Annotated in this window: 10 protein-coding genes; 1 reads left to right on the top strand and 9 read right to left on the bottom strand. The window is 52.5% G+C overall.

Annotation, left to right across the window (positions count from 1 at the left end):
* The 7 genes from csm5 to F7B33_RS02155 all read right to left on the bottom strand — a co-directional run.
* On the bottom strand, window positions 1-232 hold a 232-nt coding region (csm5, locus tag F7B33_RS02185; RefSeq protein ID WP_297072863.1), incomplete at its 3' end, for a type III-A CRISPR-associated RAMP protein Csm5.
* The gene (gene csm4, locus F7B33_RS02180; RefSeq protein ID WP_297072861.1) at window positions 229-1,125 is read right to left on the bottom strand and encodes a type III-A CRISPR-associated RAMP protein Csm4; all 897 of its coding nucleotides are present in this window, start codon (window positions 1,123-1,125) and stop codon (window positions 229-231) included. The genes csm5 and csm4, both read right to left, overlap by 4 nt.
* Entirely contained in the window at window positions 1,125-1,997 is an 873-nt protein-coding gene (gene csm3 / locus F7B33_RS02175) for a type III-A CRISPR-associated RAMP protein Csm3 (protein WP_297072859.1), read from the bottom strand. Before csm3 ends, csm4 begins: the two co-directional genes overlap by 1 nt.
* Entirely contained in the window at window positions 1,997-2,572 is a 576-nt protein-coding gene (gene csm2 / locus F7B33_RS02170; protein WP_297072857.1) for a type III-A CRISPR-associated protein Csm2, read from the bottom strand. The genes csm3 and csm2 overlap by 1 nt, the downstream gene beginning before the upstream one ends.
* A 4-nt stretch (window positions 2,573-2,576) precedes the next feature.
* Window positions 2,577-4,928, bottom strand: coding sequence for a type III-A CRISPR-associated protein Cas10/Csm1 (gene cas10, locus F7B33_RS02165; RefSeq protein WP_297072855.1), 2,352 nt, complete (start codon window positions 4,926-4,928; stop codon window positions 2,577-2,579).
* Between the two features lie 4 nt (window positions 4,929-4,932).
* Window positions 4,933-5,646 carry a CRISPR-associated endoribonuclease Cas6 gene (gene cas6, locus F7B33_RS02160; protein WP_297065169.1) on the bottom strand — a complete coding sequence of 238 codons (714 nt, stop codon included), beginning with the start codon at window positions 5,644-5,646 and terminating at the stop codon, window positions 4,933-4,935.
* Between the two features lie 189 nt (window positions 5,647-5,835).
* Window positions 5,836-6,246 (bottom strand): OsmC family protein, encoded by a 411-nt coding sequence (locus F7B33_RS02155; RefSeq protein WP_297065167.1) that lies wholly within the window; start codon window positions 6,244-6,246, stop codon window positions 5,836-5,838.
* Window positions 6,247-6,302: 56 nt separating this feature from the next.
* On the opposite strand from F7B33_RS02155, the gene F7B33_RS02150 reads away from it, so the two are divergent.
* The gene (locus F7B33_RS02150; protein WP_297065164.1) at window positions 6,303-7,142 is read left to right on the top strand and encodes a radical SAM protein; all 840 of its coding nucleotides are present in this window, start codon (window positions 6,303-6,305) and stop codon (window positions 7,140-7,142) included.
* On the opposite strand, the gene F7B33_RS02145 is transcribed toward F7B33_RS02150, so the two are convergent.
* Together F7B33_RS02145 and F7B33_RS02140 are read right to left on the bottom strand one after the other, a co-directional pair.
* On the bottom strand, window positions 7,072-7,911 hold the full coding sequence (locus F7B33_RS02145; RefSeq protein ID WP_297065161.1) for a gamma-glutamyl-gamma-aminobutyrate hydrolase family protein: 840 nt from the start codon (window positions 7,909-7,911) through the stop codon (window positions 7,072-7,074). The genes F7B33_RS02150 and F7B33_RS02145 overlap by 71 nt on opposite strands.
* Window positions 7,912-7,956: 45 nt before the next feature.
* The gene (locus F7B33_RS02140) at window positions 7,957-9,213 is read right to left on the bottom strand and encodes a PLP-dependent aminotransferase family protein (RefSeq protein WP_297065158.1); all 1,257 of its coding nucleotides are present in this window, start codon (window positions 9,211-9,213) and stop codon (window positions 7,957-7,959) included.
* Between the last annotated feature and the right edge of the window lie 168 nt (window positions 9,214-9,381).

Genomic DNA, 9,381 nt, shown 5'->3' with positions numbered 1-9,381 from the left:
CCGAGGGGTTGAGGTGGTACTCCTCGATGTAGCCCTTCCACACGTAGTGCTCCCTGGGAGGGTTCTTGAGAAGCGCGAGGATTTCCTCAAGGTCAACGCCGAGCCTCTGGAGGTCATTAACGAGCCTCTCGACGTCGAGGACGTAAACCCTGCCCTTGGTCGGATAGATGTCAACTGGAGTGAACCTGTTCCCGTTGCCGATGTGGAGCGGGGAGAGAACCTTCAGCATCATTGGCAGTCCACCCCTTTCAAAGTCTCCTCCGGGACTTCGGCCGGTATTGGAAACGTAAGGCCGTAGACGTAAACCCGATAAGTTAGTCCAAGGTCAAGGGATATTATCTTCCCGGGATCATTAGCCACGATTGAGCCCTCTGAGATAAAGTTCACCTTGGGCTTTCTCCTGCCAGAGCTCCAGCCGCCTTTCCTTACTAGATTCCAGAGCACCGGAGTTTTCGTTGGGAGGGCATTGGAAAGAGTTACATTGCAGGGACTTTCCGGAGCGCTTATCTCAAGTTTGCTAACTTGAAAGTCGAAGAGGCCGAAGCCCCACGTCGCCTTCCCCCCGATTCCTGTATCACTTAGATAGCGGAGAGCCGGAAGTATGTAGTCCCTGAAAAAGCCCTCGTCGCCGGAGTATAAGAAGTAAAAACCGGAGTTCTCTTCGAACCTCACCTCGTCCCAGAAGTACAGGCTGGAGTCGTTGGTTACCCTATCGAGAGCTACCCTAGGAACGTCCACCCTTCTGAAGGGCAAACCTTTGGGAACGTCGAAGGGCTCAAGCCCTAGGGATCTCTCAAAGTTTCTGAGGTCGAGGTATCTCGCTTTTTTCATAGACTTCTCCATGGGGTAGCGCTCTTCCTCCGGAAGGTCTTTCAAAAGCTCTCCGAAGTCAAGGACACAAACGCTCAGGGGCTTTGGGAGGTAGTAGGTGTTTCCCTCAAAGGGAAAGGCGGAGCTGATTCTTGCCTCTCTTTTGAACCCCCCCACAAGCTCGTCCACCGCCTTGGCACCGAAGAGCGTCGCCACCGCGTTACCGATAGCACCAAATATCGTATCCGCCCTAGGAAGCTCTCTTATGGGCCCCCTGGGAATTAGCTTGACGGTCTTGAAGCTGAGCCTGGGCATCACCCTGCCCCCAGCTTTTCTTTCACCCCCGAGAAGAAGCCATCAAAGTCCTTGAGAACGTCAATGACTTGCCTCTTTCCAACGGGTATGGCTATCTTCTCCTCCTCATCGCCGGTGCGGTAATAGTCGGCACTCCTAAACTCGAATGTCTCAAAGCTGAACTTCACCTTTCCGTAGCCCCTTGAACCAGAACCGCCGAGGTAGCTGTCCTCAAGGAGGGCCATCGCCGTTAGGAGGTTCTTTATGTCGTCCTCCCACTGATTTGAGTCCTCGACGTTGTAGATTATCTCGAAGTCGAACTCCGCTCCAGCAACGACGCGCTCGTTTGTCCTAGGGTTGGCCTGAGACGTTACCCTGTCAATGCCAACTTCGATTTTCGCCTCGGTTATCTCCTCTCCGGCCCTCCACCTCTCCTCCCACTCCTTCGCGAGGAAGGCATCCCTAACGATAAGCCTTGAGGGAAAGTTGCTCTCCTTCCCGCTCGCACCGAAGAGACGGCAGACGGGACAGTTGATTGCGGTGGAATAGTCAGGACAGACGTGTATCCATCCACGGTTTATCCTCTTGTTGAAGAACCTGCCGCAGTTTTCCTCGTTCAAGGGCCTGCAACTGCCAGAGGAATAGTTTTTCAGGGCAGGGTATTTCTCCTTCCACTCATCGAGCTTGGAGTTAGTGAAAACCTCAAACAGACTCCTCAGCTTTCCCTTTAGCGAGGAGCCCGGGATGTAGGGCAGACCGGTGTGGGGATCCTTTATGACAGGGTTGTCAATACCCCCTATCTCCGAGACGTCCCTCTGGGAGCCTATGTGGAGGCCGGTGAGGGCCTTAATCCTGCCCCGGATAACGACTTTCCCATAAAAGTGCCTGTCCATCATTCACCACCTCCAAAGAACCTGTGGTAGGCAACAACGGCCTGAAGGAAGTCGTAAAACTCCTCAAAGTGAGCAACATCGGGCTTCTCCATCAGGAGGGCCAGCATTGGGTCGAGGACTCTGTGAAATGCATCGAGGGCATGTTTAGCCCCTCCCGTGGCCCTGCCAACGGCATAAGCCAGCAGATAGCGGGTCTTTACAACGTCGTCCCTTATGTCGGTATCCCCCTTCTTCAGCTTCAGCTCGATGGTTCGCGCCATCTCAAGGACTTTCCTTACCTGGTTCGTCTTGAGGTTCTGGGCTCTGAGATAAGCCGCCACGACAATGGCGTTCGCAAGCCTTCTCTCCGGACTCCAGCCAGGAAAAGCTCCTTTCTTTCTGCTCTCTTCCAGCTCTTGAGCTATCTTTCTGAAGTATGGCTCAATGTCCTTCCACGATATTCTGTTCTTCTCGAAGGCTTCTCTTATTCCTATTACGTCCGGGTTTTCTCCGAAGAGCTCACCAACGTTGCCCCCGTGGGTCTCCCTCTGATACCTGCCCATACCATGGCCCGGGTGGCTTTTTCCGTAAACCATCAAATCACCCCCTAACGGCCATCAAAACAACCTTCAAGACTCCATCAATCCAGTAGATCGGCTGCGGCTCACCCTTCAGGGCGGCCTCTGCATCTATCCCGACGAGCTCTGGGAACAGGTCGGAAAGCTTGTGCCTACCGAGGAGATATGCCATCTGGTAAGCCCACTTCACACTCTCCGGGTCCCTGACGTAGAGCTCCCTGAGCTCAAGAATTCTCCACAGAAGGCCTTTCTTTGACTCAAGTTCCTTCACCAGTCTGCCGTTTCCGGCGTAAACCCTTGGCTTGTAGGTCTTCCAGAGCTCCTCGTACTTCCCCCAGCGGTAAGCGATTGGGAATCCTTCCGGAGCGGTTCTCTCTATCACGAAGACCCTGTCCTTATCTTTCCCCTCGTTTTTCGCCCTCTCAAGCCTCTCCGAGACGACATCGGCCATCCTGTAGATTGGCGTCTTGGGATGGAAGTAACCCAATCCCGCCGAGAGCGTCATCCCTTTCCCGGTGTAGGCCCTGAAGGCCTCCCTTACTCTGAAGGCCAGCTCGAAGACCTGATTCCACGCGCCAACTATGAAGAAGTCGTCTCCACCGGCGTAAACCACCACTATGTCAGGCTCTTTTGGCCAGTCCCCGAGTGATGGAATATCTCCCATCAAATATTCAAACTTGCCCCTGATAATCTCGTTCAGGTAGGCCTTGAAGAAGTAGTCCATGAAGCGCGAGGCGGTGGCGAGCTTTGAGGGACTGTCCATGTCTCTGAAGAACAATCCGAGGTTGTCCACGTCGCCCTTGAGGACACCAAGTCTCTTCGTGCCCGTTGCCTCCCCTGTGAGCTCTTCAAAGTCCGCTATTACACGCTCACCCTCCTTGCTTGGCTTGAAGTAATCGGCCACTAAATACGGGATGAACTCGATAGTTTCCTGAAGGTTCCCGGGGACGTCGAGGCTGTTCTTGAGGAGGAGGGCTTCACCCCGCGGTATTGGGTCCTCGATGTAGGGTATGAAGTGCCTGAACGGGCCTTTCGTTATGTCCTCACCCTCGTGGGTCTTCCGGTCCATGACAAAGCCTTTAACCTTGGGCAGATTCTTGCCAAGCTCTGCGAGCTCGTTACAGGTTTTACAGGCCCTTACACTTGAATCGTCGCTCAGCTTGAAGGGTTCAAGCAGATTTTCGGGAACTTCCTTTCCACAGACCGCGCACTCCTCAAGCCTTTCACTGGCTTTTGGCTCTTTGAATAGGCCTTCAACTTCTTCAAAGCGTCTCAACTTCCTGATGTCAAGCTTTCTCTTTAGCCTCGTCCGTGCCTCGGCGAAGAAGTTTTTCTCGCCTTTCCGTCCGAGCTCTTCCCCGCTCACAGCCTCCCACGCCAAAGCCAAGTAGAGCTTTCCGTCAAATTCGCGGTAGAGCCACTCGACAACGTGCTTCCTTATGCCTTCGAGCTCTTTTATAGCCTCCTCCGTGTTCTGGCCGAGGATAAGGAAATGCCCGCCGGCGTTGAATATAACGTTGGCCCTCGTGAGGCCGAGCCTTCTCAGGATTTCGAGGACGATGTCCCAGGCGATTAGCTCCAGATATGCACTCCTTGCGCGGAGGTACTTGAGGGTTCCCTTTCCGCTTATCCCGTAGATGAAGTCCTGTATTCCCGAAAAGTCACCTTCAATAATGAGAAACCTCTTTTCCTTCCTGCACCTTCCGGCTTTTATGTCCCCGGCTGTACAGCCGGCCTTCAGCATGGCCAGAGCTATAGCGGATGTCATCCTCATGTGGTCGTAGAGCGAGATGACGTTTCCCTTAGAGGTTACCGAGCTGACGAAGGTGAGGTGCTTCTCAAGAACCGGGAGTATTCTATCAACCCTGAGCTCAGTCTTTTTGAGCTCTTCCTCAACGCCTTTCACTATTCTCTCGTAGTGCTGTTTTGTCAAGGTATCAACTTCCGTGGGAACCGGCAATTCCTGACCGAATTCGAGGGCAACGGGAAAATAGGCCCTTTCCCTGTTGAAGATTGAATAAAGTGGCCTTATGTTCTCCGGTTCTCCTTCTTCCCGCTCTGCCGAGGATAGGTTGTCGGCCTCGTAAACTATCCACAGGGCTTGCATGATGTCTTCTTCGCTCAGCCCAAAGCGTTCAGAGTTGATCCTTTTGACAGTTTCCCTGATTCTGGCCTCTTTGAAGTGTTTCTTGTGGTGGAAAGCCGAGAAAAGCGCGAGGAGCCCGTATTCTTCTCTCCCCGTTTCCCTGGCTAGTTGTCCCAAGAACTCCGCTCCCTGCTCCGAGTGGTCGCCCGAATACCGTTTTGCCCTCTGCACGGGCTTTCCGATGTCGTGGAGGAGCCCGCCGAGGGCGACAAGTTCATTGAGTTTCAACCTTTCACCTCCTTAGAGGGTTCAAAAAGCCGAAGCCGAGGCTGTTCTTCTCACCGAGGCCAGCGTCCATTATGAAGCGGTAGAAGCGCCTTTCCTCAGGTTTTATGCGCTCCTTCTCAAGGAGCTCCCAGTTCGAGCCTATCACCGGGAAGGGGATACCGTTTTTGACGACCTTGACGTAGACGTCGAGCTTTCCATTGGTTCTGAGCTTTGGAATCAGCCTGTCGAAGATGGGCCCTTCGAGGAAAAAGTCCTCGCCGTAAAAGGCCTCGTACTTCTTCTCCGCGTTCTCCTTGAGCCTCTGGAGGAAGAAGCGAAGGTCTCTGTGCTGGTGGAGCTTGAAGTACTCGTTTTTCTCGGCGTTTCGGTAGAGGACTATCGGAGAGCCCGTCTGGAATGCCCTTCGCAGAGGGAGTTTGAACTTCTTGAGTTCCACAATCTCCAGCTCCTGCCGGCCGATGTAAACGCTCTCCCTCTCCCTGATGGCACTGTAAAGGGTGTTTATGAACCCCTTCTCAGGGGAAGATATGAGAAGCGTCGGTCTCCCAGTGGAGTCCGTGAAGAAGTCCGAGAAGGTGAAAAACTTGAACCTCGGTTCATCATGCCTTTCACCGTATTCCGAGCCCTTCAGCAGGTTGTAGATAAACCCCTGAACTGCGTGTTTGTTGGGTTGCCTTGCGACATCGCCGTAGGGCTCGAAGGTTATTCTCAACCTCATGTACGAACACCCGATTGAACAGAACCACTTTGGTAAATATCATTTACATTTATAAGAATTGTGACTACTCAAATTTCTACCCGTTGGAGAGAGGAATTACATCCATCATTAAAGAATTAGGGATGGGAAAACTTAAGAATTGGACGGAGCTCAGCTAGTCGGTCCTTTCTTCATCTTTCCGCAACGGATTTACTCATCATCGTCCCCGATTATCTCAAGGGAGTAAGTCAACTCGGCACCGCTTAGCTTCACCTGGGCCGAGGCGGAGCAGTACTTGTTCTGACTGAGCTCTATAGCGCGCTTTGCCTTATCCTCTTTAACTTTTCCATAAATCTTGTAGTGGATGTGAACCCTAGTGTAAACCTTTGGGTATTCCTCTCTCCTCTCGCCCGAAATCTCAACTTCTAAACCTTCAATCGGCTCACGCATCTTCTTGAGAATCATGACCACGTCGTAGGCAGTACAGCCAGCGACGCTTAGAAGGAGGAGCTTCATAGGGCTGATTCCTCCGTCGCCGAGGATTATCGAACACCCGCCGTCCTCCAGAGAACCGACGAACTGCATGTTTTCAACCCACTTAACGCGCCCCTTTACGGTCATGCCATCACCGTAGTTCCTACCGTTTGGGTTTTAAAGCCCTTTTCATAACTCCTCGCATGTACATCCGTCCCTTCGACCCTTGGAAGTCAAAGCTCTGCACGTGTCCGTTCAAGTACACGCTAAACGTCTACACCGGTTGCGACCATGCGTGCGTCTACTGTTACATAACGAGTTATATCCCGAATGCATTCCGGGTGAGAACGAAGGAAAACCTTCTTCTAAAGCTCGAGCGAGAGCTGAGGAAGTTTGACCGGGGATACATAATAGCCCTCTCCTACTCCTCCGACCCGTATCCAACAATCGAGCGGGAGCTTGGAATAACGAGAAAAGTGCTCGAACTTTTCAAACGTTATGACGTGAGATGCCTCCTCCTGACGAAATCGGACATATTTGAAAGAGACCTGGATATTTTAAGCGAAATCCGCTGTGCCGTTGGAATAACTGTCACAACCGTCAACGAGCGGAAAGCCAGGCTCCTCGAGCCCAACGCACCCTCTCCAAAGGCCAGAATAATGGCCCTTAAGAAGGCAAAGAAAGCTGGAATCCCCGTTTACGCCAGGATAGACCCAATAATCCCTTTCTACACCTGGGAAGATTTTGAGGAAACGCTCGACACTTTAAGCTTCGTGAGTCACATCACGGTTTCGACGCTAAAGCTCAGACCTGACTCAAAGAAGAGAATGTTCGCCAAGTTTCAGGAGCTTATGGAGAAGCTATGGCCACTGTACGAGAGGGGCGAGAGGATTGGGGGCTACTACTACCTCCCAAGAGAAATCCGCTTTGAAATCCTCCGCGAGGCTGAGAAAAAGATAACGGAAAGGGGAATCACGTTTGGGTCGTGTCGGGAAGGTTATCGCTCGTTTCCGAGCTGTGATGGCTCTCACCTTGTTCCCTAGCTAGTTCCTCCCGGATTTCTGCCTCTATCTCGCGCCTCCTCATCTCGTCAGTTTCCTCGTGCCTCTTGATTGAAGCCTCGATGAGGGCCCTGTAAATGGACAACATCTCGGGCAGGTGCTCCGGTTGCCACTGGACGCCGATGATAAAGCGCTCCTTACTTTCGATGGCCTCAATCAGGCCATCAACGGCAAAGGCGACCTGTCTGAGGCCTTCACCGACGCGCTTTACGGCCTGGTGGTGGAAGCTGTTCACCCACGTCCAGGCCTCATTGGTTCCCTCAACGTTCAGGCTCTCCTTTAGAATTGAGTAGAGCATTGAATCTGCTTTTATTCTAACCGTGTGAAGCCTCTGCTCTGGCCTCGTGTTCCCAAAGCTCCAGTCGTGCTTTATGGCCTTCGGGATATCGTAGAGGTCCTGGTAAAGCGTTCCACCGAGGGCGACGTTGATTACGTGCATTCCCCTCCCGACACCGAGCACCGGAATGTTCGCATCAACGGCCAGCTTCACCAGCTCAATCTCGAACTCGTCCCGCAGAACGTCAACTTCTCTGAGACTTGGTGAGGGGTCTTCGCCGTAGAAACGCGGGTGAACGTCGGGCCCTTCTATGAGGAGAATTCCATCCGCCACGGCAACGACGTCCTCGGGTTCTATCTCCGGGCTGAAAACTGCTGGAAGCCCGCCAGCTTCTATAATGCGCCTTATGTGTGCCCTCCCGGCGGAAAGGCTTTCGCTCCAGGGGGAACCGATTATCGCTATCAGCGGTTTCATACCACCACCAATAACACAGAGAGAAAAGGAGTAAAAAACTTTCCCTCACTTCTTAAGAGCCTTTATCTCTTCCTCAATGACTTCTGCAAGTCTCCTGACACCCTCTCTAAGTGTCTCCTCAGGAACGTAGGTGAAGTTCAACCTGAGGGTGTTCTTGACGTCCCTGTGGGCAAAGAAGGCCTCACCGGGAACGTAGGCGACTCCCTTGGCAACGGCCTTCTCCATCATGAGCTTTGTGTCTATACCCTCCGGCAGGGTTACCCAGACGAACATTCCTCCATCTGGCTTGGTCCACTCGACTCCCTCCGGCATAAACTCCTCAAGAGCTTCTAGCATCGCATCCCTACGCGGCTTGTAGAACTCGATTATCTTCGGTATGTGCTTGTCGAGGTAGCCGTTCTCTACGTACTTCCATGCTATTACCTGAGCCAATGTATTGGCGCAGAGGTCAACAGCCTGCTTCGCTATTTCCATTTTCCTTATGAAGTGTGGATGAGCTGAAACCCAGCCAAGGCGGAACCCCGGAGCGAGTATTTTTGAGAACGTCCCAAGGTAGAGGACTCTACCCTCCTCGTCAAAGTGCTTTATCGGTGGAACAGGTTCGCCGGAGTATCGGAGTTCGCTGTAGGGGTTGTCTTCAACGATAAGGAAGTCGTACTCCCTTGCCAGCTCAACAAGTCTTTTCCTCCTCTCAAGGCTCATCGTAACGCCCATCGGGTTCTGGAAGGTTGAGACAGTGTAGACAAACTTAACGCGCTTTCCTTCTTTCTTGAGCTCCTCCAGCTTTTCCTCGAGGATATCAATCCTCATTCCGTCGTGATCCATTGGTATGCTCACAAATTCAGGCCCGTAATACTTGAAGGCATTGAGGGCGGCAAGGTAAGTTGGTGCCTCGACAATGACAACGTCCCCGGGGTTTATGAAGACCCTGCCGATTAAATCGAGGGCCTGCTGGCTCCCAGCGACCATCATTATCTCGACCTTGCTCATAGGAATTCCGTAGCGCTTCTCCATCCACCTCGCGAGCGCGAGGCGGAGAGGTGTGAATCCCTTGGTCGTTCCGTACTGCAGGGCCTTGTCGGCGTGTTCAGTAAGGACCTCTTGAGCGATTTTCTTTATAATTTCGACCGGGAAGGTCTCCGGCGCGGGGAGACCCCCTGCGAGGCTTATAACGTCGCTCGTCTCGACGAGCTTGAGAAGTTCCCTAATCTCAGAAGCCTTCATCTGCATGGCCTTCTCCGAAAAGAACGACTCAAAGTTGAGAGGCTCCGACGAAAGTTTTTTCATCAGCTTGTCTTCCATACCTATCACCCCAATGAACATGCCTGAGCACGTCACCAAATCTATACACTAAGAACTTCGGGTCTTTCGTTATAAACCTTTCCCAACGCCCAGATTTAGCCTTTACAAAGGTAAACACGGCTTCCTTCGGCAATTTAAGGACACCAAGGGACTTTTAGAAACATTAAT

The sequence above is a fragment of the Thermococcus sp. genome (assembly GCF_015523185.1).
Classification (GTDB): domain Archaea; phylum Methanobacteriota_B; class Thermococci; order Thermococcales; family Thermococcaceae; genus Thermococcus.
Note: the sequence above shows the minus strand (reverse complement) of the source record. Positions and strands in the feature narration are given on the sequence as shown.